Annotated in this window: 27 protein-coding genes; 11 read left to right on the top strand and 16 right to left on the bottom strand. The window is 50.8% G+C overall.

Annotation, left to right across the window (positions count from 1 at the left end):
• Nucleotides 1-2 precede the first annotated feature (2 nt).
• Nucleotides 3-2,252, top strand: coding sequence for an O-linked N-acetylglucosamine transferase, SPINDLY family protein (locus tag L3556_RS10920; protein WP_277867303.1), 2,250 nt, complete (start codon nt 3-5; stop codon nt 2,250-2,252).
• A gap of 59 nt (nt 2,253-2,311) precedes the next feature.
• On the opposite strand, the gene L3556_RS10915 is transcribed toward L3556_RS10920, so the two are convergent.
• Nucleotides 2,312-2,857 carry a thioredoxin family protein gene (locus L3556_RS10915; RefSeq protein ID WP_277867302.1) on the bottom strand — a complete coding sequence of 182 codons (546 nt, stop codon included), beginning with the start codon at nt 2,855-2,857 and terminating at the stop codon, nt 2,312-2,314.
• 26 nt (nt 2,858-2,883) lie between these two features.
• Here L3556_RS10915 and L3556_RS10910 point away from each other — a divergent pair, with 26 nt between their 5' ends.
• Entirely contained in the window at nt 2,884-3,834 is a 951-nt protein-coding gene (locus L3556_RS10910) for a tRNA (5-methylaminomethyl-2-thiouridine)(34)-methyltransferase MnmD (RefSeq protein ID WP_277867301.1), read from the top strand.
• On the opposite strand, the gene rpe is transcribed toward L3556_RS10910, so the two are convergent.
• On the bottom strand, nt 3,824-4,519 hold the full coding sequence (gene rpe, locus L3556_RS10905; RefSeq protein ID WP_277867300.1) for a ribulose-phosphate 3-epimerase: 696 nt from the start codon (nt 4,517-4,519) through the stop codon (nt 3,824-3,826). The two genes, L3556_RS10910 and rpe, sit on opposite strands and share 11 nt — an antisense overlap.
• An 80-nt stretch (nt 4,520-4,599) precedes the next feature.
• Between rpe and L3556_RS10900 the strand changes: the two genes are divergently transcribed.
• Both L3556_RS10900 and L3556_RS10895 read left to right on the top strand, forming a co-directional pair.
• Nucleotides 4,600-4,905 (top strand): DUF3082 domain-containing protein, encoded by a 306-nt coding sequence (locus L3556_RS10900; protein ID WP_277867299.1) that lies wholly within the window; start codon nt 4,600-4,602, stop codon nt 4,903-4,905.
• A 13-nt stretch (nt 4,906-4,918) separates the two neighbouring features.
• Nucleotides 4,919-5,227, top strand: a complete 309-nt coding sequence (locus L3556_RS10895; RefSeq protein ID WP_277867298.1) for a DUF2103 domain-containing protein — start codon at nt 4,919-4,921, stop codon at nt 5,225-5,227.
• Between the two features lie 22 nt (nt 5,228-5,249).
• On the opposite strand, the gene L3556_RS10890 is transcribed toward L3556_RS10895, so the two are convergent.
• The 4 genes from L3556_RS10890 to L3556_RS10875 all read right to left on the bottom strand — a co-directional run bounded on the left by L3556_RS10890 (nt 5,250) and on the right by L3556_RS10875 (nt 8,609).
• Nucleotides 5,250-5,891 (bottom strand): response regulator, encoded by a 642-nt coding sequence (locus L3556_RS10890; protein ID WP_277867297.1) that lies wholly within the window; start codon nt 5,889-5,891, stop codon nt 5,250-5,252.
• 57 nt (nt 5,892-5,948) lie between these two features.
• Nucleotides 5,949-6,296, bottom strand: a complete 348-nt coding sequence (locus tag L3556_RS10885; RefSeq protein ID WP_277867296.1) for a YbaB/EbfC family nucleoid-associated protein — start codon at nt 6,294-6,296, stop codon at nt 5,949-5,951.
• A gap of 111 nt (nt 6,297-6,407) precedes the next feature.
• Nucleotides 6,408-7,328, bottom strand: a complete 921-nt coding sequence (gene murI, locus L3556_RS10880; RefSeq protein ID WP_277867295.1) for a glutamate racemase — start codon at nt 7,326-7,328, stop codon at nt 6,408-6,410.
• A 180-nt stretch (nt 7,329-7,508) separates the two neighbouring features.
• Entirely contained in the window at nt 7,509-8,609 is a 1,101-nt protein-coding gene (locus L3556_RS10875) for a M23 family metallopeptidase (RefSeq protein ID WP_277867294.1), read from the bottom strand.
• A gap of 159 nt (nt 8,610-8,768) precedes the next feature.
• Between L3556_RS10875 and abc-f the strand changes: the two genes are divergently transcribed.
• From abc-f to L3556_RS10855, 4 genes are all read left to right on the top strand, one after another.
• On the top strand, nt 8,769-10,490 hold the full coding sequence (gene abc-f, locus L3556_RS10870; protein ID WP_277867645.1) for a ribosomal protection-like ABC-F family protein: 1,722 nt from the start codon (nt 8,769-8,771) through the stop codon (nt 10,488-10,490).
• A 159-nt stretch (nt 10,491-10,649) separates the two neighbouring features.
• Nucleotides 10,650-10,946 (top strand): hypothetical protein, encoded by a 297-nt coding sequence (locus tag L3556_RS10865; protein WP_277867293.1) that lies wholly within the window; start codon nt 10,650-10,652, stop codon nt 10,944-10,946.
• An 86-nt stretch (nt 10,947-11,032) separates the two neighbouring features.
• Nucleotides 11,033-11,530 carry a ribonuclease HI gene (rnhA, locus tag L3556_RS10860; protein WP_277867292.1) on the top strand — a complete coding sequence of 166 codons (498 nt, stop codon included), beginning with the start codon at nt 11,033-11,035 and terminating at the stop codon, nt 11,528-11,530.
• A 65-nt stretch (nt 11,531-11,595) separates the two neighbouring features.
• Complete coding sequence (locus tag L3556_RS10855; protein WP_277867291.1) at nt 11,596-12,054, top strand: FHA domain-containing protein; 459 nt, start codon at nt 11,596-11,598, stop codon at nt 12,052-12,054.
• A gap of 9 nt (nt 12,055-12,063) precedes the next feature.
• Here the strand turns inward: L3556_RS10855 and rimO are convergent, their stop codons facing one another.
• From rimO to L3556_RS10820, 7 genes are all read right to left on the bottom strand, one after another.
• Nucleotides 12,064-13,389, bottom strand: coding sequence for a 30S ribosomal protein S12 methylthiotransferase RimO (gene rimO / locus L3556_RS10850; protein WP_277867290.1), 1,326 nt, complete (start codon nt 13,387-13,389; stop codon nt 12,064-12,066).
• Nucleotides 13,390-13,407: 18 nt separating this feature from the next.
• Nucleotides 13,408-14,067: a Mo-dependent nitrogenase C-terminal domain-containing protein gene (locus L3556_RS10845; protein WP_277867289.1), complete on the bottom strand. Its 660-nt coding sequence runs from the start codon at nt 14,065-14,067 to the stop codon at nt 13,408-13,410.
• A gap of 118 nt (nt 14,068-14,185) precedes the next feature.
• Nucleotides 14,186-14,890, bottom strand: a complete 705-nt coding sequence (locus tag L3556_RS10840) for a hypothetical protein (protein ID WP_277867288.1) — start codon at nt 14,888-14,890, stop codon at nt 14,186-14,188.
• Between the two features lie 165 nt (nt 14,891-15,055).
• The gene (locus L3556_RS10835) at nt 15,056-15,766 is read right to left on the bottom strand and encodes a DUF4033 domain-containing protein (protein ID WP_277867287.1); all 711 of its coding nucleotides are present in this window, start codon (nt 15,764-15,766) and stop codon (nt 15,056-15,058) included.
• A gap of 52 nt (nt 15,767-15,818) precedes the next feature.
• Nucleotides 15,819-16,997 carry an ABC transporter permease gene (locus tag L3556_RS10830; RefSeq protein WP_277867286.1) on the bottom strand — a complete coding sequence of 393 codons (1,179 nt, stop codon included), beginning with the start codon at nt 16,995-16,997 and terminating at the stop codon, nt 15,819-15,821.
• 88 nt (nt 16,998-17,085) lie between these two features.
• Entirely contained in the window at nt 17,086-17,526 is a 441-nt protein-coding gene (locus L3556_RS10825) for an ATP-binding protein (RefSeq protein ID WP_277867285.1), read from the bottom strand.
• A 199-nt stretch (nt 17,527-17,725) separates the two neighbouring features.
• Nucleotides 17,726-18,280 carry a peroxiredoxin gene (locus tag L3556_RS10820; RefSeq protein WP_277867284.1) on the bottom strand — a complete coding sequence of 185 codons (555 nt, stop codon included), beginning with the start codon at nt 18,278-18,280 and terminating at the stop codon, nt 17,726-17,728.
• 153 nt (nt 18,281-18,433) lie between these two features.
• Here L3556_RS10820 and L3556_RS10815 point away from each other — a divergent pair, with 153 nt between their 5' ends.
• Nucleotides 18,434-18,742: a hypothetical protein gene (locus L3556_RS10815; protein WP_277867283.1), complete on the top strand. Its 309-nt coding sequence runs from the start codon at nt 18,434-18,436 to the stop codon at nt 18,740-18,742.
• Nucleotides 18,743-18,805: 63 nt separating this feature from the next.
• Here L3556_RS10815 and rplY read toward each other — a convergent pair whose 3' ends face one another.
• From rplY to L3556_RS10800, 3 genes are all read right to left on the bottom strand, one after another.
• A complete protein-coding gene (rplY, locus tag L3556_RS10810) occupies nt 18,806-19,108 on the bottom strand; it encodes a 50S ribosomal protein L25 (protein ID WP_277867282.1) in 303 nt (100 codons plus the stop codon).
• 50 nt (nt 19,109-19,158) lie between these two features.
• The gene (locus L3556_RS10805; RefSeq protein WP_277867281.1) at nt 19,159-20,502 is read right to left on the bottom strand and encodes an adenylosuccinate synthase; all 1,344 of its coding nucleotides are present in this window, start codon (nt 20,500-20,502) and stop codon (nt 19,159-19,161) included.
• Between the two features lie 88 nt (nt 20,503-20,590).
• Nucleotides 20,591-21,982, bottom strand: a complete 1,392-nt coding sequence (locus L3556_RS10800) for an NAD-dependent succinate-semialdehyde dehydrogenase (protein ID WP_277867280.1) — start codon at nt 21,980-21,982, stop codon at nt 20,591-20,593.
• A gap of 311 nt (nt 21,983-22,293) precedes the next feature.
• Here L3556_RS10800 and groES point away from each other — a divergent pair, with 311 nt between their 5' ends.
• Both groES and groL read left to right on the top strand, forming a co-directional pair.
• Nucleotides 22,294-22,605 carry a co-chaperone GroES gene (gene groES / locus L3556_RS10795; protein ID WP_277867279.1) on the top strand — a complete coding sequence of 104 codons (312 nt, stop codon included), beginning with the start codon at nt 22,294-22,296 and terminating at the stop codon, nt 22,603-22,605.
• Nucleotides 22,606-22,712: 107 nt separating this feature from the next.
• Nucleotides 22,713-24,350, top strand: coding sequence for a chaperonin GroEL (gene groL, locus L3556_RS10790; protein WP_277867278.1), 1,638 nt, complete (start codon nt 22,713-22,715; stop codon nt 24,348-24,350).
• Nucleotides 24,351-24,481: the final 131 nt, after the last annotated feature.

Genomic DNA, 24,481 nt, shown 5'->3' with positions numbered 1-24,481 from the left:
AAATGAATCAAGCAACCTTTGAAAAGCAAATAGAAGAACTCATTTTATCTAAGAAGTACTCCCATGGCCTTGAACTGTGCCATGAATGGTTTGAAGTTGAACCGCAAAATCTCAAAAGCTATCTTTATGCTGGCCTATGTTTTCTGCTCAATCAAAATGAATTAGATGCTCAAGCAGCATGGATGTATGCCTTATCAGAAATAGATGGAAATGATTCAGAACTAAAAACACAACTGCTTGATCTATTAGAAAGAGTTGCCGAAGATCAAAAACTTACTGAAAATCATGAAATCGCCTGGATACTCAGGGGATATATTCATGAATTTAATCACGAGAATATCAACAATTTGCTTAAAATGGCCCAGTTAGAAATATTGCAGACCTATCAAGCATCTGATCGGCTTGCAGTCAAGCAGCTATGTTCTCTTTTTGAGCAAGATTTTATCCTTGCATTTGATCTATCCTTACTGCTCCAAACCCTATCTTTCATCCTTGAAAAAGATTCTCTATCTCATCAAACATTTGATTTTGTTCGGATTTCTGCTAACTATATATTAAAACATACTCCAGATAAATGTAATCATTTAGTCCCTTTGCTCAATCAAAGTGTCATCCGAATTCGTTGTGTTGAAGATAATGCAGAAGTGGCTCTGTGGTATGCAAAGCTTTCATTTGATTTGGATTCTAAAAATCTAACGACGTTAAAACTTTTATCATCCATTTATATAGGTGTTGCGGATTACCCCAATGCCATTGAAATTGCTGAAATGGCCTATGAAAATGCAACACAGTTAATAGATCAAATGTTCACTAAACACCTGCTGCTTCTTGCTCTGTTGGGTGGGGGTGGTTATTGGCAAAAGGCAATTCAAGTTTATGGCACCCTAAAAGATCTATTACATCAGTTGTGTGATTCAGGAATGCACATGAATCATTCAAATGAAATATTATCTATGTCAACACCCTGTTTTCTTTTTCCCCACATTGAGGATCAGCCAAAATCAAATCGATTACTTTCAAATAAAATCGCTAGTCTTTCTCAAACAAATCTTTCTCGTATATATGGAGACCAGCCAACGCATTTCTCCTTTGCTAGTCATGACCTTAGAACCTTAAAAACACGCCCCCTAAGGATCGGTTATCTATGTAGTTGTTTTAGAACCCATCCCGTTGGTTTTCTGGCACGTTGGTTAATCAAAAACCATGATAAGGAAAAATTTTCTATTTACATCTATTTTGTTGCCTATCAAAAGCAACGCTTCGATCCCATTCAAGATTGGTATGAACACCAGGATGTCAGCACCTTTAGAGGCGATATGAATGTCATGGAGATTGCTCAAAAAATCTATGGTGATCAAATTGATATTTTAATTGATCTAGATAGCCTTACGTTTCATACTAGCTACGAAGTAATGGCTCTGAAGCCTTCCCCCGTTCAGTTAACATGGCTAGGTTTTGATGCGACCGGTTTGCCCAGTATGGATTACTTCCTTGCAGATCCCTACGTTTTACCCGATGATGCCCAAACGTACTATGCAGAGAAAATCTGGCGTTTGCCCCATACTTATTTGGCCGTTGAAGGTTTTGAGATTTCTACACCTAGCTTAACTCGACAATCTTTAGAGATTGCCAATGATGCCATTGTTTATTTCAGTGGACAACGAGGTAATAAGCGCAGTCCCCATTTGGCGCAATTACAGATCAAAATCTTAAATCAGGTTCCAAATAGTTATCTTTTAATTAAGGGTAAAGCAGATCAAGGGGCAGTACAAGAGTTCTTTTATCAATTGGCCGATGGGGAGGAGGTAAATCGGGAACGAATTAAATTTTTACCCTTTGTTGCGACCTCTGAAGAACACCGAGCAAACTTGGCGATCGCCGACGTTATTTTAGATACCTACCCCTATAATGGGGCCACAACAACCCTTGAAGCTCTCTGGATGGAAATACCCTTAGTGACCCGGGTGGGGGAACAGTTTTCAGCTCGCAATAGCTATACATTTCTAGTGAATGCTGGGGTTTCTGAAGGCATTGCTTGGACAGATGAAGAGTATGTTGAGTGGGGCATTCGTTTGGGAACAGATGAAGACCTGAGAAAACAGGTAACGTGGAAGCTTAAAAAAGCAAAGCAGTATGCACCTTTGTGGGATGCCCAGCAATTTACGCGAGAGGTGGAGAATGCCTATGAAGCCATGTGGAACTATTATGTGACGGGTAACATGGAGCTACCCCAAGGACACATTATTGGTTAATCTCTTATCCATTACATTGATATTTTTAACCGAACAATCATTATCTTCTGCAATATTCGTCAACCACCATGGCTCCGGGGATCATCTGAGTTGGCTCGAAGGGGTGCGGTAAACGCAGAGGTTTGACCAGATTGCTGGACATAGGGCAGGGGTTGGCCCTGCAGGAGGGCATTCAGGTTTTTCTCCATGACAGAGACAGGCTGCTTCCCGATCGCCATGCCCACTTCACTACCGCTTTGATCTAAAAAGACAAAATGGGGAATACCATCCACACCAAAGCGGATAATTTCTGGAAGCCACTTACTATTATCAACATTGAGCATGACAAAATTGAGGCGATCGCCATAGGCTTGTTTCAGTTGGGCCATATCTGTGGCCATTGCTTGACAACTGCCACACCAGTTGGCATAAAACTCTAGAAATGTCGGTTGGCCATTGGCTTGGGCGACATCCCAGGGGGTTGAATGTTCTGCTTGATAGGCGAGGGAGGTGGGTTGATTACTAGATGCAAATCCTAGATAAATAGATAATCCCAGGGCGATCGCTGCCAGGGCCAGTAAAAAATTACGGAGTCGTTGCCCTTGTCCAGAAGAAGAAACTGCCATAGCTGACCATTTTAGTTGGTTTTTAATTGGTTGACTTTAACTGGTTGACCCTTTCCTTAGTGTATGGCCTTTCGCCGGAGTTTTCGATGCCCCATAGCTGCCCCATACCTCCAGACTCACCCTCCTCCGTGATCTTGCAACGGACGGGGGATGGCTCCCTCACCTTTTATTCAGCAGACTTTGGCGAAGCATTTCATAGCCATTATGGTGCCAAACAAGAAGCGGAAGAAAAGTTTGTCGGCCCCACTGGCTTAAAGGAACGGGGCGCGGCAGGAAAACCCCTACACATTTTAGATATATGCTATGGCTTGGGTCATAATACGGCGGCGGCCCTGACCACCATTTGGGACAGCAATCGCCACTGTCCGGTGAACTGGGTTGGCTTAGAATTAAATCCCATGATTCCCCACCAGGCACTAGCTACGGGGGCGATGGCCATTTGGCCTCTAGAGATTCAACACATCTGCCATGCTTTAGCAGAAAAACACCACTACGGCGATCGCCGGTTCCAGGGTCAATTACTTCTGGGGGATGCTCGTCAAACCCTTCAGAGCGTGATTCAGTCAGGATTCTTAGCAGATGCCATTTTTTTAGATCCCTTTTCGCCGCCCCGCTGTCCCCAACTCTGGACTGTGGAATTTCTCAACGGAGTGAGTCAATGCCTGGCCCCGGAAGGCTCTTTAGCCACCTATTCAGCGGCCGCCGCCGGTCGAGCCGCCCTAGGTTTAGCCGGATTAACCCTTGGCTCCACCCCGCCCGTGGGACGAAAAAGCCCGGGAACCCTGGCCCGCTGGCGATCGGTTCCCATTCCCCTCACGGAAGCAGAGCAAGCCTACCTACACACCCGTGCCGGCATTCCCTACCGTGATCCATTCCTGAAGGATTCGGCGGCAATCATTCTTCAACGTCGCCATCAGGAGCAGCAGCGCAGCCCTTTAATATCGGGTAGTCAGTGGCGGAAACGCTTTAGGCAGTAACCAGTTCTGGGGTCGGCCGTTTACTATTCCGAATACCGGCGATCGCCGTGGCATAATCGGGAGCCTTAAAGACTGCCGAACCGGCGACAATGGCATTGGCACCAGCTTCAAGGACTTGCCAGGTATTGTCCACCTTGAGGCCGCCATCCACTTCAATCCAAGGATCTAACCCCCGCTCCTGGCACATTTGCCGCAGTTGGCGAATTTTGGGTAGGATTGCCGGAATAAATTTCTGTCCACCAAAGCCAGGATTCACACTCATAATCAAGATCAAATCACAGACTTCCAGGACGTATTCAATCAACTCCAAGGGGCTAGAGGGGTTGAGAACCACACCCGCCTGCTTACCCAGTTCCCGAATTTGGCAAAGGGTACGGTGGAGGTGGGGCGAGGCATTGTGTTCTGCATGAACGGAAATAATATCTGCCCCTGCGTTGGCAAAATCCGCCACATATTTTTCTGGCTCCACAATCATTAGATGCACATCCAGGGGTTTGGCAGTGAGGGGACGAATAGCTTCCACAATTAGGGGGCCAATCGTGATATTGGGGACAAACCGACCATCCATCACATCCACATGGATCCAATCGGCTCCCGCTTTATCAACGGCTTGGATTTCTGCACCCAAGCGACTAAAATCAGCAGATAGAATGGAAGGGGCAATAACGACCGATTTGTCACTCATGGCAGGGCTGCTTCCGTAATATTTTTTACTTTTTAACAATTTCTTCCAATTTTACCGCTCCTGTTAACCAAGGGCAACCAATGGAACCCACCACGCCTAAAACAACTCCCCTCCGCTGTCTCACTGGGGCCCTCCTAGCGGGAACCCTAGGACTCCTCCTGTATCGGCTCACCAGTGCGATCGCCTATTCCTTTGCCACCCATCCCATGACCAGCCACAATCAACTGGCCTATAGTTTATCTGTGGCCGTCCGTACCCTGGTCGTGGGTGTCTGTACCCTGGGAACGGGGGTTTTTAGCTTAATTGCGGTGGGGTTGGTGGGCCTAGCCCTTCAGGTGACGATTCAATCCCTGCGCCAAGGTAACTTACCGAAGATTGACGAGTAGGGGCAAGTAGAACATGGGGAAATCGGCCAGAAAAGCAGGAGACTCTGATCGCGGCCGGGTTGTTCTCAATCACTCGACTCACATTCCCGGGCTCATTCCAGTGTTAGAACGCATTGCCCAAGCTGATGGTATTACCACCGTGATTCCTGGCGTGATTGCTCCCGTCAAAGGGCGATCGCCCCATTTGCAATTACGAGTTTCTGTGCCCATCAAGGGCGGATTTAAGGTCATTGCCCGCCGTGGCAAAACCGTACAGGAGGTATTTATCCTCACCGCCTTGAGTCAGTCAGCCCTAGAATGCATTTGTCAGCAGTATCTTTAGCTGTTAGCTTCTCATGTCATGTCTAAACCAAGCCCGTTCGCAGGGCAACGACAGCAGCCTGAACCCGATCATCCACGGATAGCTTATTCATAATGCCCCGCACATGGGTCTTAATTGTATTCGGACTCAGGTAGAGTTTTCCAGCAATTTCTGGATTGCTATAACCTTCCACCATTAGTTTCAATACATCCAACTCCCGCTGGGATAGGGGCATTCCCAGGGGGGGAGACTGGGGCGGTCGTAAATGTTGAATGACTTGACGGGCAATTTGCGGATCCAGGTAAGTTGCCCCTTCTTGGGCCGCCGCGATCGCCGCCACGAGACGATCCACCGTTGATCCCTTAATACAGTAAGCATCCGCGCCACTGGAAAGGGCGGCAATCACCTCCACCTCGGACTGATGGGACGTTAGCATCACCACATGAATATCGGGGAATTCCGCCTTAATCGCTTGGGTGGCAGCAATCCCATCCATTCCAGGCAAACCAATATCCATCACCACAACCCTTGGATGCAGGCTGCGGGCCAGTTCAACTCCACGGAACCCATCCTCCGCCTGACCGACGACCGTGAACTCAGGATGGCCCGACAGGGATTGCTCAAGGCCCAACTGCATCATCGGATCATCTTCAACAATCAAAATGGTTAGAGGTTCAGTCGCCATGGTGATGCAAGCCTCTGGAGGGGAAAGTGATGCCCTGCTTATTCTGCGATACCCTGCCTAGGAAAGTCCCGGTACGGTTAATCCGCCGGTTAATTCTTCCATCTGCTCCCGCATGGTGGTGGTGGATTTAACGTAGGCATCCTTCATCGCTGCGGTTACGAGGTCAGATAGCACCTCCGCCCCTTCACTGAGGATGTCCGCAGAAATTTCTACTCGGCGGGGTTCTTGGGTGCCACTCATAATCACCTTAACGGCCCCTCCTCCAGCAACACCCTCAATTTCCATCTTTTCTAAATCTTCCTGGAGCTTTTTTGCACCTTCTTGAACCTGTTGGGCTTTCTGGATGGCGGTGGCCAGCTCCTTCATTTTGCCCAAGCCAAACCCAAAACCCTGTCCTTGTGCCATAGTTTTCCTTGGATATATGTTTCTGAAGCTACTCCCCATATTTCTACACCAAATCCAGATTAAAAGCAAAAGCCCTCGCTCAAAGATTGGCTAGAAACCCTAGGTTTGGCTCTAGGAAATTTTCACCCCTTCCGTCGGCACTCTGTTTCCTTGGGCAGCCATTGAACGGGGAATATGGGCCATCCGTTTCAACCCTTGACTCCTTAAAACCCGCAGGGGAATCTGCTTCACCCGGGGTCGGTAGCCTAACCACTGGGTTGCCAAGCCAGCAAACTTACGGGGATTGCCACTGACATAAAACTGTACCTGGCCAAAGGAGGAATGGTGATTTCGCAGGGACAACAGATCCAGTTCTCGACCCGTGGCGATCGCCACCGATAGGGCCGGATCCACCTGCTGAACATCCTTGGGCAAACATTCGGTAATCACCCGACTCAGGTGGGGATAATGGGTACAGCCATAAATTAAGGTATCGAGGCCAAAATCTAAGAGGGGGTCTAGGTATTGGCGAGCCATGGCCCGAGTATAGTGATCTTCGAGCCGATTGCTTTCCACTAAGGGAACAAACATCGGGCAGGCGGATTGAGCCACCGCAATGGTGGGTTCCGTTTCCTGGAGGGCGAGGGGATAGCTACCACTGCCCACGGTTGCTGGGGTGGCAATCACACCAATGCGGCGACCTAATTTGACGGCGGTTTGGGCCGCAGGCAAAATCAAGCCAATAATCGGGATTGGAAATTCAGAACGAACCGTATCTAAAGCTAAGGCAGAACTGGTATTGCAGGCCATCACTGCCATCTTGATCCCCTGACCTGTCATCCAGGTAAGGATTTCCCGGACGTACTGTAAAATCTCTGCCTCTGAACGAATCCCGTAGGGTAAGCGGGCTGTGTCCCCAAAATACAGAAATGATTCCTGGGGCAGTTGGGCTTGCAATGCTCGAAGGACAGTGAGACCCCCGACTCCACTATCAAAAACCCCAATACTGCCGGCTCCATGGCCCCACCAGGGCCGATCACGCCAGTTGTTCACACCGAACCTCGTAACCTCACACCAGAGTTAAATTGCTTTGTTCAAACTAAATCAGGTAAGGAACCCAGACGATCGCCCCCCAGCCCTTCAGCAGAACTAGCCTAGGGTCAGTGTATCAGGTGTATTGAGTTCCCTGAAATTTAAGGTGACAGTTTTTTGAATTGGCCCCTTGACAATCGGTCATTGTGTTGCACGATTACCCTGATTTTGCGCCACCTGCATCGCCTGAATTAGTTGCTGGAGAGCCAGTTCTAAGCGCCCCCCTGGATCCACTGGGATCAAACCATTAGCCGTCATTTCTAAAATTTCAAAATGAAGGTGGGGGCCCGTGGAGTTGCCAGTACTCCCCACCAAACCAATCACTTCTCCCTGTTCTACCCATTCCCCTGGATTCACAAACAGTTCCGACAGATGGGCATAGAGGGTCTGCTTTTGATTGGGGGGGTGCTGCAAGATCACCGTTAAGCCATAGCCCCCTATGTCCCCCGATTCCACAACTCGGCCGTCATGGACTGCAAGAACGGGGGTTCCCTCCGGTGCGCCCATATCTGTGCCAGCATGGAAACGCATCGTCCCAAAAATGGGGTGGATCCGCCAACCAAAGGGAGAGGTAATCGGGGCTGGACTGGCCAGGGGAAAGAGCATATTCTTGCCATTTAGGGCTAACCATTTGATTGGGTTTGGCCCAGGAAAAGAGCGACGAACGGCCGTCAGCGATCGCCCATTACCGGAGGGATTATCATAACCTGGCTCTAGGCGAGAACCTTGTAAACTGGCCTGAAGATTTGCACCGATGCGATTGGGGTTAAGGGCAGCGGTCTCTGGAGCGTGGGCGCGAACGCCTGGATCACAAATGGCTTGGGGAACGCCCTGGCCCAATTGAACCGTCGCTTGGCAACCGGAGGAGCGTTCTTGAATCACCACTTGGGTGGGTTGGGGAGCTTGGGTGGCACCAATACCGTAGGATTCAGGGTCAATATCCAGGGGTTGGGGATTAACCGGAAACTGCCCCGTTGTTGTCGCGGGCGGAGAATAGGTATTCCAGGTTTCACCAACGGGATCCACGGGTTGAACTGGAATAACCAGGGGTTGGCTATCAATGGCTTGAACCGGATTTGACCGGGACACCTCTGAAGACTCTGGAGTGTCGAGGCCTTCTGCCAAACCTAAACCGGCACTGAACACCGTTGCCGCCAGGCCCAAACCCAATCCCAATTGATAAACGGCTGCTTTTGCCATCATTTTGACCATCAATCGTTGCTCCACCACACCTGAACCCATTGCTTTTTGATTCTAAAGGCCTGGTTCGTTGCTGGCAACTGAGAACAGGATATTTGGTCGCAAATATTTTTTGATCGATGTTACTTAATATTACTTCACTGGCTAGACTAGTATGGTTTGCTGTTCCTCAATCCGCGATCGCCCAGGAGTTTATTTATTGTGCTGCGTTTAGATCATATTCGTAAAATCTATCCCACCGGGGAAGTCCTCAAAGATATTAACTGGGAGGTGAAGCCCGGCGATCGCATTGGCCTAGTGGGTGTCAATGGGGCCGGTAAGTCAACCCAGTTAAAAATCATTATGGGAGAGGTAGAGCCAACGGCCGGAGAAATTATTCGTCCCGACAGCCTGAAAATTGCCTACCTGAACCAGGAATTTGATATTGAACCCACCCGCACCGTCCGGGAAGAGTTTTGGCGGGCCTTTAGGGTAGCCAATGAGGTGCATGGGGCCCTGCTCCAGGTTCACCAGGAGATGGAAACGGCAACTCCGGAACGGTTAGATCAACTACTTCACACCATGGATCGGCTGCAACGGGAATTTGAGGCCCTAGATGGCTATGGACTGGATGCCCGGATTGAGAAAATTTTACCGGAGATGGGGTTTAGCTCGGAGGATGGCGATCGCCTCGTCAGTTCCTATAGCGGTGGCTGGCAAATGCGAATGAATCTGGGCAAAATTCTCTTACAAGAGCCGGATCTGCTTCTCCTGGATGAACCGACAAACCACCTAGACCTGGAAACCATTGAATGGCTAGAGCGTTACCTGAAGGGCTTAACAACGCCAATGGTGATTGTTTCCCATGACCGGGAGTTTCTGGATCGCCTCTGTACCCAGATTGTGGAAACGGAGCGGGGGGTCTCCACCACCTACCTGGGGAATTATTCCGCCTATCTTCAGCAGAAGGCCGAGCGGCAAGAGGCCCAACTGAGTGCCTACGAACGCCAACAAAAGGAACTAGAGAAACAACAAACCTTTGTGGATCGCTTCCGGGCCAGTGCCACCCGCAGTACCCAGGCCAAAAGCCGGGAAAAGCAGTTGGAAAAAGTAGAGCGGATTGAGGCCCCCACCTACAAAAGCCGGACGCTCCATTTTCGGTTTCCGGCAGCTCCCCGCAGTGGTCGCGAGGTGGTGGAAATCCAGGGTATGACCCATACCTACGGCGATAATATTTTGTTTCTAGATGCCAATTTACTCATTGAACGGGGCGATCGCATTGCCTTTTTAGGCCCCAATGGAGCCGGTAAATCCACCCTGCTACGCCTGATCCTGGGTTCAGAAAAGCCGAGTGAGGGCACGATCAAATTGGGAGATCACAACGTCATTCCGGGCTACTTTGAGCAAAATCAAGCAGAGGCCCTGGATTTAGATAAAACCGTGATGGAAACCATCCACGACGAAGTCCCAGACTGGACAAACGAAGAAGTACGAACCCTGCTGGGGCGATTTTTGTTTAGCGGCGAAACTGTCTTCAAAAAAGTGGCGGCCCTCAGCGGCGGCGAAAAAGCCCGCTTGGCCCTGGCAAAAATGCTGCTGCAACCGGTCAATTTATTAATTTTGGACGAGCCGACTAATCACCTGGATATTCCAGCCAAGGAAATGCTAGAGGAAGCACTGCAACATTATGAAGGGACGGTGATTCTCGTCTCCCACGATCGCTATTTTATTTCTAAGGCAGCTAATAAAATCGTGGACATTCAGGATGGCCAACTCCGGCTCTACCGAGGCGACTACCATTACTACCTGGATAAAGTTGCTGAGGAAAAGGAGGCGGAACGCTTAAAGCTCATCCAAGCGGATCGGGAACGGAAAGCAGCGGAAAAACGCAGCAAACAAAAGGAAAAGCAGCGGGCCAGCCGCACCGCAAAGGCTAAATCCTAAGGGGCATAATTCTGAGATTGGTTAAAACTCTTTAGAAAAAGTTACAAAATTTCATGAGCATTCAGTAACTTTAGTTGCATGTTTATGTAAACTAGGCCGCAGGTTAGAAAACACCGCTAAGGTGTGAAGTATGAAGAAAAGCTTAAGAGAGGTCACCCTATGACACCGTCTCTACTCCGGCAGTTCTGGAAGTTTGTCGAATGTACCCAGGCCGCTATATTACTTAACTTGGATGATGCCTCCCTATCCCAGTGGTTACTAGCCCAGTTCAATCATCAACAGCATTTAGAGGGCTACCAGTTGGATCACTTGAACTCCTATATTGACACCCGCCTTAGCCTGATCCGTGACATGGCCAGCGATCGCTACAGCGATTTTCTGAATCCTGAGCGTTTATCCTGTCCCGTGCAATGTAGTTCTGAGGAGCAGCAGTGGTATAGTCGGGCCCTTGGCTAATCCTGCTAGAGTGAGCGATGCGCCGCTGTACTAGTTGTAATATTTGCAAGACCTAATAAAGATAGTAAAGATTTTTAGTAAAGACTTTGAAAATTACGTCGATTTATACCGATGGGGCCTGTGAAGGCAATCCGGGTCCCGGGGGCTGGGGTGTGTTGGTTTATTTTGAGAATGACCGCATCCAAGAGTTGGGTGGCCATGCCCCCCACACCACCAATAATCGCATGGAACTTCAGGCGGCGATCGCGGCTCTGGAATTTTGGCAGCAGTTTCCCCCCTCTTCCATTACCCTCTATACCGATAGCGAATACGTCCAAAAAGGAATTACCCAATGGATTGGAGGCTGGAAGCGGCGGGGATGGCAAACATCCGCGAAGAAACCCGTCCTCAACCAAGACCTTTGGCAAATCCTAGACCAGTTAAATAGTTCAAAGATCACCTGGGCCCATGTGCGTGGCCACAGTGGCAATCTGGGAAACGAGCGGTGTGATCAAATTGCCCGGAGTTTTGCCATCGGTCAAGCCATCTCCCTTCGCCAAGATATTTCCGGTTATCAAGATATTTCTGGTTATGCTGAAGACTAGGGGGGAGTTTTTCGACCTCAAATCACGGTCAGCATCAGAAAAGTTTCTTAACTCTCTTGGGCATCATGTCGAGTCATCCTGGTTCAACGGCATCTGCCTGGCTAGTGATCCGTCAACGGGGGCAACCTAAACGGCAGATTACTCTCTGGGGCGGCATCCGTTGGACAATTGGCCGCAGTATGGACTGTCGCATTGTCGTGGATGATCCCCATCTCTCCCGCTGTCATGCCATTATTCAATCCTTTATTTTTCAAGATCAACCCCTCTACTTCCTAGCGGATAACCATAGCAGCAATGGCGTTTTACTCAATGGCTATCCCCTAGAGCACAATACGCTGCTCCACGATCAGGATGTTTTTATTTTGGGAACGTCAAGTTTCCATTTTCACTATCCAACAATGTACCGCCCGGAGGTCCTATCCCATGGGGATCAGCTAGGGAATATTTCCACCCAGGAGAGTCAAAAGCAGCCGCCCCCAAGAGCCAGTAAACCATCCACATCAAGTGTTCCCTGGGTGGGTTAATGGACTGGACTAATCCTCGCGAAGATGGGTGATGCCATAGAGATCGTAGGGATCTGCGGCGGTAATTTCCACGGGAAGAATGCGTCCGATTTGGGCTGGCCCCTTAACGTACACAACCCCATCCACATCGGCACTAAACCGGGGAGATCGCCCGATCCATTCTCCAGTCTGGGGGTTTTCCTGTTCAATTAAAACCGGAACCGTTAAGCCAATTTGCCGTTGATTATTCCGGTAGGAAATGGGTTGCTGTAGGGCCATGAGGCGATCGCGGCGATGATCTTTTATCTCCTCTGGGACTTGGTTGGGGAGGGTATGGGCAGCGGTACCGTCTTCCGGGGAAAAGGTAAATACGCCCACATGATCAAATTGATGACGCTCTACAAACTGACATAAATGATCAAAATGCTCCTCCGTTTCACCGGGGAAGCCCACAATAAACGTCGTCCGAAAGACCGCATCCGGGAGACTTGCCTTGAGTCGTTCCATCACATGATCATTGACATTGGCCTGCCAGGGCCGGTTCATCGCCCGCAGAATCTCGGGATGGGAATGCTGGAGGGGTAAATCCAGATAGGGCAGAATATTGGGGGTCTCCCGCATCGCCGCAATCACCGCATCAGTCAAGCCGGTGGGATAGGCATAGTGCATACGAATCCAGGGAATATCCACCGCACCTAGGGCCCGCAGCAGTTCCGCCAGTTGGGGTTGGCCATAGCGATCTAAGCCATAGTTGGTCGTGATTTGGGAGACGAGAATGATTTCTTGAACCCCTTCCTGGGCGAGTTGGTTGGCTTCTTGGACAATGGATTCAATGGAGCGCGATCGCTGATTCCCCCGTAGATGGGGAATAATACAAAAGGCACATCGATAGTCACAGCCTTCGGCAATCCGCAGATAGGCCATGGGTTCGGGGGTGGTGCGATAGCGGGGAATCGTTTCATCGGCAATGTAATTGGGAACCGCACTAACCCGCTCTACCCGCTCGCCTGCTTCGGCCCGTTCAATCACCTCTACAATATGCTGATAGTCGCCACTGCCAACCACGGCAACGGCTTCTGGAATTTCATCCAATAGTTGGGACTGGAAATGCTGGGCTAAACAGCCCGTAATCACAATTTTTTTATTGGCTTCCGCTAGCTCCACCAGGGTCTGTACCGACTCTTGCCGTGCCGCCTGAATAAAACTACAGGTGTTAACAATCACGTAGTCCGCTGCCGCTTCGTCCGTATCCACCCCATACCCTGCTTCCACCAGTAATCCTAGGATATGTTCCGTATCAACGCGATTTTTATCACAGCCCAAGTGGGCGATCGCAATTTTGGCTTTAGATGGCATAGGTTCAGGAATAATGGGCTAACAGTAGGGCGTAATATCTTCTTTGCATTCATCCGCCAGATAGGTTAACGAACGAAATCGGAGGCCCACCAATTGATCATAGAGGGGATTAAGCTTACACAGGGGGGGAATGTGCACAATTTTCCGGCCAAACAGAGTAACATCTCGCTCAAAGGGACATTGGGGCGGAATTAAGCGACAGAGGAAACGGGCAACCTTTGCATCCTTGACATCCATGCCATCGAGCCATTGACGCATGGGCTTGAGGAGATCCGCATCCCCCGACTTCATCGCCTCATCGTGGTGGCCATCTAAGGTGTGTTGCAGGGCATCGAGGGCATCAATTTGTAAACCTAGGGCCCGACAAAACCGCTGTAACTCCGCATCCTCTGCCTGGGAGTAAATGCCGTTGGCTAACCCCACCATCACCGCTGTTCGGATAAAGTTTTCCGCCAGATCGCGATCGCCGCCCAGGGCCGCAATCAGTTCCTCATCCTTAACGGGTTCAAAGGAGCTAAGGGAAAACTCCGGTGCAATTTCATCCTGAATCAAATCCGTGATCAGTTTTTGCTCCTCAGGGTCAAAGTGACCGTCGGCCCAGGCCACACTAAGTAGACCCTTAATCCACACCGATGACTGGTCTGGAGATAGCGTTGATGCAGATGCTGAGGTTGTCATAAAACCTAGGGTATGGGGGATATTGGCGTTATTTACACAGCCATTCTGCTAAGGATTATACCGAAAAAATTGGGAACCTACACTAGACAAAGAGATCGATCAAAAGGTCGAAAAGGCACTACAGCACAGGGGGGGCATCACCTTGGGACACCGGAGATTGGCCCACACTAATCCGCACCGTTTGCCCATACTGCTCCAGCACAACCACCGGATCGGTGCGATAGGCTTCAATGGCCGTAACCCGCACTCCACCGCCTAAGGTATCTCCCACCTGAACGGTACGGGTCACGGATTCGTTTGGAGCCCGGACGACGGCACGGGTGATGCCATTAATGGCCGCTACTCCAAAGACACGCACCCCCTGGGCCTCGGTGGGGGTTGGCGGCGGGGGCGGTGGCGCGATGGTACCACCGGGGCCACCTACAATACCTCCTGGACTCGCGGCGATCGCTGTGCGGATATTTCTGAGGCTGGCACTAATTTCTTCCGGCGAGCGGTAGGTTCCCGGCCGTAATAGGGGCACATCACTACTGCTGAGAATGGCTGTCCCCTCCTCTCCTGTACTCACTGGTTCAAAGGGATTGGCCCGGCCCACCTGTTCTCCCGGCTTCAGGGTACTCAAGCGCGCTTCCGGCTGCGTCGGCTTGGCCAAGCTCTCTAGGAGGGGTGCAGGGGCGGCGGTAACGGGGGTTGGCGCAGGGGGCGGTGGGGGTGGCGGCGGAACCACTACCTCGGTTTCACTCACCAAAAACCCACAACTAGCCAGGAAGCTGGCCGTTAAACCCGCAGCCAGTTGCAACGATAAATATTTGAACTTAGGCATGAACCTCACACCCTCACTACTAAATCTCTAGTCAATCTTTGGCCCGATCGCGTCTTATGACACTATAAAACTTACCCACCGGCCCCCATCTCTATGCAGAGGCAGTTATCAAACTGTCCTTGGGATTGTCTCCCCAATTGATTAATTATAATCCCTGCAAAATAATTACCGCACCTTGGGACATGGGGAAGAGCCATGGGTTTGGGCAATACAGGGCTGATGGTAGGCCGGTTCCGTTTCCAGGGGCGGTGGCTGTTGACCAAAGACCATTTCACAACTGAAGTCCTCAAAATTGGGGGTGAGGGTGAGGGGAATCCCCAACTCTTCGCTGAAAAAGGTCTGGGTGGGAACTTTACAGAGGTTAATACAGAGGCCAACACATTGACTTTGTTCTAAGTAGCGGCATTTCTGAATATGAACCCCACTGTTTTGCTGGTGGGTCTGACCTGTTTGATCCACAATATCCACACTATGGCGATCGCAGGGGCCCACCAACCACTGAAATAAAACCGTTGCAAACCAGGCATTGGTTTCACAGACCCAGCGATTTGGCTGAAACAGACGGCGAATAGGGCGAGTCATCCAAGGGGGAATGGTTGAACGGAGTACATGGGCGATCGCTGCCTGCTGCTCTTGAGTATCCCGACCAATCATCACCTGCTTGGACAGAGCCACAAATCCCTCATACCCCGGCAAACTTGTTTTTTGGCCAATCACTCGACTGATTTGAGCTTTCAGGATGTAAATACAAAGGCGATCCAACCAGGTATCTTGATAGACCGAGGCACTGGCCGTAGGAATGGGAGTAGTTAGGGGGGGTTTAGCTAATTTAACGATAACAGGCTCCTCCCTGAATAATCCGGTATTGAATCCCAAGGTAACGCTTCCACGCCGATCTTGGCGAAAAACATCTCAAACCTAGAATTTCCTAGGACTTAAACACAATGGCGGGGTCCAGGTGGGTGACTTTCTGAATGGCAAATAGGGCCGCCCCGGTACACATCGTTACGGTTACGGTGAAGACCGTTGCCGCGGTCTCTGGGGTGATTAAGATGCGGATCGCCCGGGTTTCCATGGTCCAGGCCCCCACAGTCAGGGAGAGAATTAAACCAGGGATATAGCCCATAATGGCCATCCAGAGGGCCTGCTCAATAATAATGCGGTATAGATACCAATCCGAGGCCCCCATAGCTTTTAGGGTGCCGTACTCTTGGAGGCGATCGGAGACGGAGGAGTAAAGAATTTGTCCCACAATCACCGTGCCGACAATAATGCCGACAATGGCCCCCAGACCTAAAATAAATCCGACCCCCGTACTACTACGCCAATAGGCACGGGTCAACTGGGAGAGTTCTGCGGTGGTCATGATCCGCTGATCGGGAAGAGTCAATTGTAAATCCTGGCGCACCGTTTCGAGATCGTAATCCGCATCCACACGAATCAAAATAAACTGAATGGGCGTTTCTGGATTCAGACTAGGTGCAAACTCCGGTGGATCAGCATCATCAAATCGGGGAAAGTTAAGGTAGAGGTTGGCATTTTCTAGGGATGTAAATACGTAGGGACTGGTGACAATGGAACGAATTCCCTGGGTAAACCCCTTAACGATCGCCGGATAATCATTTAGCCCGGCGGTATCACCAATGCCGGTAATATTCAGATTGCGTTGATCCACCCGATCAATCATCACCCCATAGGATTCGTCTAATTCACTCACCTGGCCGGACTGAACAGCCCAAGGCTGGAAGAGTTCACCCCCAGAATCAAAGCCCACTACCCGCACCGGATCAATCTCGCCATCGGTGGACTGCTGCCAAATTGCTCCCCGGAGAACTAGGGCCTCAGCCAGTTCAACCCCTTCCACCGCCGCCGCTTCGTTCAACCGCTCATAGTCAATGGGTAGGGTGAGATCTAAATAGCGAATTTCCTTGGAAGCCACCCAAATATCTGCCTTTGATCGATCAATCAAGAGGGTGGAGGAGCGGCCAAAACCTTCCAGTAAGCCCGTTTGAATCGTCACTAGACTGACCGCAAACATAATCCCTGCTTGGGCCACCATAAATCGTGGTAAATCTTCAAATAAATTCTTACGGGCGATTGATACCATACACCTAACCCTCCTCGGACGTCTCGCCCCCATGGTGACATAACTAGGACGAGGATTAATTGCCCCTCTTAGGCTAAATTAAATGCCATTACAATCCTTGCAGATACCGCTCTAGATCTTTACACAGGCTCAACTCAGTGCCCGGGCCATTCCAGTAGACTTCATCAAAGATTTCATAGATTAAAAAGAGGCCCCGGCCTGATTCGGCCTCAGCCTCCGGTAGTAGATCATCAACGGCAGAGCAAATATACCGCGGTGGTGAAAACCCCATACCTTGATCGGTAATCACCCACCAACATTGATGTTCAACCATTGAATAGCGCACCAGTACAACCTTGTCTGGGTTTAACTCATTTCCATGGTGGGAGGCATTGACCAGAGCTTCTTGTAAGCCTAGACGCAACTCATCCTGACAGCAGGGAGGTACATCCCTGAGGAGTAGGTCTAAAATAGGCTTCAGGAAAAGAGTTGAGGTAAAACTAAGGGTATTCCACTGCGGTGCAACAAACGTCAACGTTAGTGAAGACATATAAGCTTCAATCCACGCAGCAGTAAAGGATGGTGCAACCAGAAATGGTACTGTGCAATATCAAAAAATTACCTTTACAGATCATAGGCACAGATACATTGCTACACCCCATACACTTAATCATTTTAGCAAGTGCTTACAAATCCCACAAGGCTACATCGATCTGCCAGTTCATCCATCGTCCCCTCTGGAATGGCAGCTATCCAGCCCGTTGAAGCTCATCTAGGCGAGTTAACACCTCTTGGGAATGAATCGCTGGACTGACTTTTACATAGCGATCGCGGAGAATGCCGTCGGGGTCGATAATAAAACTATGGCGGAGAGAAATAAATCCCAACCAGGAGCCGTAGGCCTTACTCACTTCACCCGTGGTATCGGAGAGGAGGGGAAAGGTCAAGCCTTCGGAATCACAAAATTCGGCATGGGAATCAATGGAGTCGGCACTGATACCAATCACTTCGGTATTTCGCTGATGGAACTGGTCTAAATCCCGCTGAAATCGTTGGGCTTCTAAGGTGCAGCCGGAGGTAAAGTCTTTCGGATAAAAATACACAACGAGCCATTTCCCCCGGTAATCCGCTAGAGATACCGAGCCATCCCCCCTATGGGTAGGCAGGTTAAATTCTGGTGCAGGGGTATCCAGGGGGGGCAGTTCACCCCCTAGGGCATGGGCAGGCGCGCTCCAGCCAAAATAAATAATTAGAGCCAGCAGACAGGCTAAGCTCAGTCGGTAAAAACCTTTAAGGGGTATCATGGCAATCTCGGTTTATTGTCCTGAAGTGGGGTACGGGGCCGGATCTCTGAGGTTAAAATCGCTAGGATAGTAGCATATTCATCTGCACCAAATTTTCATCTAGATCAAATTTCTTTGCCAGACGTTTTTTGCAAGTTTTGCAAGGTTGTTCCTATGCGAATCCATGACTTATTGATTACCGTTCCAACACTGTTCTTGCTCTCTCCCTTAGCCCTAGCCCAAAATCCGGTTAGCCCTCAAGGACGTGGCCCCCAATCAGGAGGAATCCCGGGCGGCCCTGGCGTGGGTCAACAGATGGGTGGACAAGGCCAAGCAAGGGGTGCTCAGGGGCAGGCCATGGGTGAACAAATGCGTACTTGGGGACAAATGCAAGGTCAAGGTCGGGGCGTGCAGGGGCGGGCTATGGGTGAGCAACTGCGGGGCCAAGGTGGGCCACCCATTAATCCTTCAGGGGGGCGATAACCCTAGAAGGATTAACCTCAACCCAGCGATCGCCCCGCCGAAAATTCCGTCCTCAAATTTAGCCTAAGGCTTCTTGACGAAAAAGCTGAGATGGTAGAGGGTGTCTCGGGCGGGGTGGGCCTGAACTTCTTGCAGAACAGCGGTTCCCTGCCACGGTAAGTCCGGCACGGATACTTCAATGGGGGTCTTGCCGACAAAGGCATCCCGAACCAGGAATCCGGCAACCCGGCTTTCCACGATCAAGTTCACGGACTCATTGCCGTTATGCCCATAGAGAACGGCGGGAATTTGTCCCGATTGGCGCAGGGCATTGGGCTTACTGTCCGCTGGGCGCAGATGACATTCAATGGTTAAGGGGGTAGCCATGGAAAACTCCTGAAAAAACGTAGGTAAAAAGGGAAAAATCAAACGTGAAATTAGCTCAAGGTGGGCGGAACATCACTGCCATTGTGGTAGAGCAAGGCCCGCTTGGGGCCATGAATAGGATCCTCGACAATGATCGTCTGGTTCCGCTCGGCTCCTAGGGAAACAATGGCAATGGGGACGGACATGATTTCCGCTAAAAACTTGAGGTAGTTGAGGGCGGCGGCGGGCAGATCTTCTAAGGAACGACAATGACTGGTGGACTGTTTCCAGCCCGGTAAGGTCTCATAGATAGGTTGACAGCGGGCAAAGTGCAGGGCATTGCTGGGGAAATCTTCGCAGCGATCGCCATCGATGTTGTAGGCAACGCAGACCTTGATCTCGTCCAATTCGTCTAAAACATCTAGCTTGGTAATAGCTACACAGTCCAAGCCGTTGATCCGCACGGCATAGCGGCCAATTACCGCATCAAACCAACCGCAGCGACGGGGCCGCCCCGTTGTTGTGCCAAACTCGGCCCCCCGATCCCCTAGTCGCTCTCCTGTCTCATCCAAAAGCTCCGTGGGAAAGGGCCCTTCCCCCACACGGGTGGTATAGGCTTTGGCCACGCCAATGACGCGATCGATCATGGTGGGGCCCACTCCAGCACCAACACAGGCCCCACCCGCCACGGGGTTAGAGGAGGTGACGTAGGGGTAGGTTCCGTGATCTAAGTCTAGGAGTGTTCCCTGAGCCCCCTCAAACAAAATGTTTCGCTTCTCCCGAATGGCTTTATAAATTCGCAAGGAGCCATCCACGACATGGGGACGCAGGCGATCGGCGTAGCCTAGGTATTCCTGGATAATTGGTTCTGGGTCTAGGGGCTTTAGGTTGTAGAACTTCTCTAAAAGAACATTCTTGTAAGCGATCGCCCATTCGACCTTGGCCGCCAACTGATCGGCATCCAGTAAATCGAGAACCCGCAGGCCCGTACGCTCTGACTTGTCTGCATAGGTCGGGCCAATACCCCGCCCGGTGGTGCCAATGCGATGACTACCCCGCCGTTCCTCTGAGGCCAGATCGATCATGCGATGGTAGGGCATGGTTAGGTGGGCCGTTTCCGCAATCATCAAGTTATTGATGCTAACGCTCAGGGCCTCCAGTTGATCAATTTCCTCGAGAAGGACTTTTGGATCAATGACCGTGCCGGTACCAATAATACATTCTGTTTCTGGGTAGAGAATGCCAGAGGGAATCAGATGCAGCTTTAAGGTTTGATCCTTTACGACAACTGTATGCCCAGCATTGACTCCACCCTGGTAGCGGACGACGACATCTGCTGATTTGCTCAGGAGATCGGTAATCTTGCCTTTGCCTTCATCGCCCCACTGGGCGCCAACTACAACTACGTTTGCCAAGGGTTTTCGGTGTCAATTAATTTACACAATCCACAATTATAGCAGCAGACCCAGGGTAAAAAACAAACCCTGAGTCCTGAATCTTTGATTAGGCGATCCAGACGGTCTTTAAGTTAACAAATTCCTGGATGCCCACTCGCCCCAATTCGCGGCCGTAGCCCGATCGCTTAATGCCGCCAAAGGGTAAACGGGGATCGGACTTGACCAAGCCATTGATGAATACGGCTCCGGCCTCCAGTTCATCCAGGAGGCGATCGCGTTGGTGGGGATCCGTTGTCCAGGCACTCGCCCCTAGGCCAAAGGGAGTGGCATTGGCCAGTTGAATCGCGTCATCCAGGGTATTGACCCGAAACAGTAGGGCGACGGGGCCAAAAAACTCCTGGCTAAAGGCGGGATGCTCTGGGCCAATATCACTTAAAAGGGTGGGCGGATAAAAGTAACCCTGGCGTAATTCGGGGAGTAGGGCTGCGGTTCCTTGCAAAACTTGCCCCCCACAGTGAAGGGTTGCCCCCTGGGCGATCGCCTGTTCCACCTGTTGGCCTAACTCGTCTAAGATACCCTGGGTGGCGAGGGGCCCCAGTTGGGTTTCCGGGTTGAGGGGGTTCCCTAGGTTCCAGCCCTGCATTTGGTGAATCAGTTGCTCGGCAAATTCATCGTAAATTGAGGCTTGGACAATAAATCGCTTGGCGGCAATACAGGATTGGCCGTTGTTGATCATCCGGGATTTGAGGCCGGTGGTGACAGCTGCCCCTATATCCGCACTGTCTAAGACAATACAGGGATCACTGCCCCCCAGTTCTAGGACGGTTTTTTTGATCTGTTGACCCGCCGCTTGGGCAAGACTCATCCCTGCCGGTTCACTGCCCGTTAGGGTCGCTGCCTTAATCCGTGGGTCGGCCATCAAGGGAGCCACCCGGCTAGCGGGAATGAGTAAGGTTTGAAAAACACCATCGGCAAACCCTGCCTCAGCAAAAATCTCGGCGATCGCCAGGGCACATTGGGGTACATTGGATGCGTGCTTGAGTAAGCCCACATTGCCCGCCATCAGGGCCGGAGCCGCAAACCGAAAGACTTGCCAAAAGGGAAAATTCCAGGGCATCACCGCCAGGATCGGGCCTAGGGGTTGGTAGCGGATAAAACTTTGGCTGGCATCAGTGTCTACGAGTTCATCAGCTAAAAACTGGGCCCCATGTTCCGCGTAGTAGCGACAGACCCAAGCGGATTTTTCTACTTCGGCGATCGCTTCGGTGATGGGCTTTCCCATCTCTAGAGTCATCATCTGGGCGCACCGTTCCCGATCCTGTTTGAGGCGATCGCTCACCTTCAGGAGCCAACCCGCCCGTTGGTCAAAGGCGGTTTTGCGGTAGCTGGCAAAGGCGGTTGCAGCCTTGGCGAGACAGGTCTCAATTTCCCCATCATTGAGGGGCGCATAGGTCTTGAGAAGTTCCCCCGTGGTGGGGTTGGTTGAGGCGATCGCCATAGCTAACAACACCTAACAAGCTAACAACACCGAGCAAAATGTGGATTAGCAAACACCGGGGAGCTAAGTTTGTCCAATTCGTTCGGTAAACCGTACTCGGCGGGGAATTGCCAAGGGATTCTGATTACCGGTACATTAGCACTCAGGGGTTGGGAGTGCTAAAACCAGACAAGCTACGGGAATTTGTCGGTTTCTAGAATCCTCTTTAACCACTTTACCAGTCTCTCGTTTCTCCTGAATGAGTGAATTTTCAGGGGTTTAGGCGAGAGTTCAATAACCACAATAACCTTCAAATGGGAGATCAGTACGCTATGGCAGCCGTATCTCTAAGTGTTTCGACTGTGAAGCCCTTGGGCGATCGCATCTTTGTAAAAGTTAGCGAAAGCGAAGAAAAAACCGCCGGTGGGATTCTACTACCGGATAATGCTCGGGAAAAACCCCAGGTGGGCGAAGTCACCGCCACTGGCCCCGGCAAAATCAATGATGATGGCAGCCGCCAGCCCATGGATGTAAAAGTGGGCGACAAGGTTCTCTACTCCAAATATGCTGGCACCGAGGTCAAGCTTGCTGGCGATGAGTACGTTTTGCTTTCGGAAAAAGACATCTTGGCGATCGTTGTCTAGGATTTCTAGTCGAAGCGGTGATGTCACAGTTTAGATGATGTCACTTTTCGGTCAATTGTTAGGTCAATTAATCACCATTCAATGTTTTAAGACAGGAATACAGAACTATGGCTAAGCGGATCATCTACAACGAAAACGCCCGGCGTGCCTTGGAAAAGGGCATGGACATTCTTACCGAAGCCGTGGCAGTAACCCTCGGCCCCAAGGGTCGTAATGTTGTCCTAGAAAAGAAATTTGGCGCACCTCAAATCATTAATGATGGTGTCACCATTGCCAAGGAAATCGAACTGGAAGACCACATTGAAAATACTGGGGTTGCCTTAATTCGTCAGGCGGCCTCTAAAACCAATGATGCGGCTGGAGACGGAACCACCACGGCCACCGTCCTTGCCCATGCCATGGTCAAAGAAGGTCTTCGCAATGTAGCGGCGGGTGCCAATCCCATTTCCCTGAAGCGGGGGATTGATAAGGCAACCCAATACCTGGTGGAAAAAATTGCTGCCCATGCCCGGCAAGTGGAAGATTCCAAGGCGATCGCCCAAGTTGCTTCCATTTCTGCCGGTAATGACGAAGAAGTGGGTCAAATGATTGCGGCCGCCATGGATAAGGTGGGCAAAGAAGGGGTTATTTCCCTGGAAGAAGGCAAGTCCATGACCACTGAACTGGAAGTCACCGAAGGGATGCGCTTTGATAAGGGCTATATCTCCCCTTACTTCGCCACCGACACCGAGCGGATGGAAGCCATTTTAGATGAGCCGTTCATTCTAATCACCGACAAGAAAATTACCCTAGTGCAGGATCTGGTTCCTGTGCTGGAGCAAGTGGCCCGTTCCGGTCGTCCCTTGGTGATCATTGCCGAAGACATTGAAAAAGAAGCCCTGGCAACCCTAGTGGTGAATCGTCTGCGGGGTGTCTTGAATGTGGCCGCCGTTAAGGCCCCTGGCTTTGGCGATCGCCGTAAAGCCATGCTTGAGGATATTGCCGTCCTCACCGGTGGTCAAATGATTACCGAAGATGCCGGTCTCAAGTTGGATACCGCCAAGCTGGAAATGCTGGGCAAAGCCCGCCGGATCACGATTACCAAAGACAACACCACAATTGTGGCCGAAGGTAACGAGAAGGAAGTCAAAGCCCGCTGTGAGCAAATCCGTCGCCAGATGGAAGAGACCGATTCCAGCTACGACAAGGAAAAGCTGCAAGAGCGTTTGGCTAAACTAGCCGGTGGCGTTGCCGTCATTAAGGTCGGTGCAGCTACAGAAACGGAAATGAAAGATCGCAAACTTCGTCTCGAAGATGCCATTAATGCCACCAAGGCTGCCGTCGAAGAAGGGATTGTTCCCGGTGGTGGCACCACATTGGCGCACCTCGGCCCCGATCTAGCCACCTGGGCAGAAGCCAACCTAACGGGTGAAGAACTCATCGGTGCTGGTATTGTGGAGCGGGCCCTGACCTCGCCCCTGCGTCGCATTGCCGAAAATGCTGGCCAAAACGGTGCGATCATTTCCGAGCGGGTGAAGGAAAAAGACTTCAACGTCGGTTATGATGCCGCCAAAGGCAGCTATGTGGATATGTTTGCTGCCGGAATTGTGGATCCCGCCAAAGTGACTCGTTCGGCCTTGCAAAATGCCGCCTCCATCGCTGGCATGGTGCTGACCACCGAATGCATCATTGTTGATAAGCCTGAACCCAAGGATAATGCTCCTGCCGGTGCCGGTGCAGGCATGGGTGGAGACTTTGACTACTAAGGTCTTTAAGGTCTTCGATTCCTAAGATGATCAAGGTAGATCAAGGTCTAATCTGAGGCTAAGTCCTCAAAACTCAAAAAAATAGCGATCGCTCTGGATTTATCATGGTCTGGGGCGATCGCCCTATTTGG

It is taken from the genome of Candidatus Synechococcus calcipolaris G9 (genome assembly GCF_029582805.1).
GTDB lineage: Bacteria > Cyanobacteriota > Cyanobacteriia > Thermosynechococcales > Thermosynechococcaceae > Synechococcus_F > Synechococcus_F calcipolaris.
The sequence above is the reverse complement of the archived record's forward strand: the minus strand, read 5'-3'. Positions and strand labels throughout refer to the sequence as shown.